Annotated in this window: 1 pseudogene; it reads right to left on the bottom strand. The window is 42.2% G+C overall.

The features are described from left to right. Positions 1 to 389: pseudogene (locus tag AB5935_RS27805) on the bottom strand (isochorismate synthase); the annotation flags it as partial.

Here is a 389-nt window from a genome sequence, read left to right as displayed (position 1 = left end):
ATATATGAATGAATATAACGCCTGCACGCTGCACGAAATATAGACAAAGGAGAAAAACCGGATACTTTATCAATAGTAAGATGACGTGAAAGTACTAATTTATCAAAAGTATTATCACGCAAAGCATTTATAAAGGTATGAAAGCAGGAGGCATATTCATCCGTAGAAGAAGTCAGGAACGATTCTTGTCCTTGCATCCGCAAAGCGACTTCCCGTTCTTCTGCCGTATCATTGTCAATCGGCAAAGGTTGCCCCAACTGATCGGGTTGAATCAATACGACAGGACACGTCTCACTCACCTGAAACGGAGCAATTACAAATCCTCTCTGTCCATTCAGTTCTTTCAAATCGTATATCAAACGGACCGCTCCTTCCGCCTGTGTCAACAG

This window comes from Phocaeicola sp. RTP21198st1_B8_RTP21198_201120 (assembly GCF_040929485.1).
Taxonomy (GTDB): domain Bacteria; phylum Bacteroidota; class Bacteroidia; order Bacteroidales; family Bacteroidaceae; genus Phocaeicola; species Phocaeicola dorei.
Note: the sequence above shows the minus strand (reverse complement) of the source record. Positions and strands in the feature narration are given on the sequence as shown.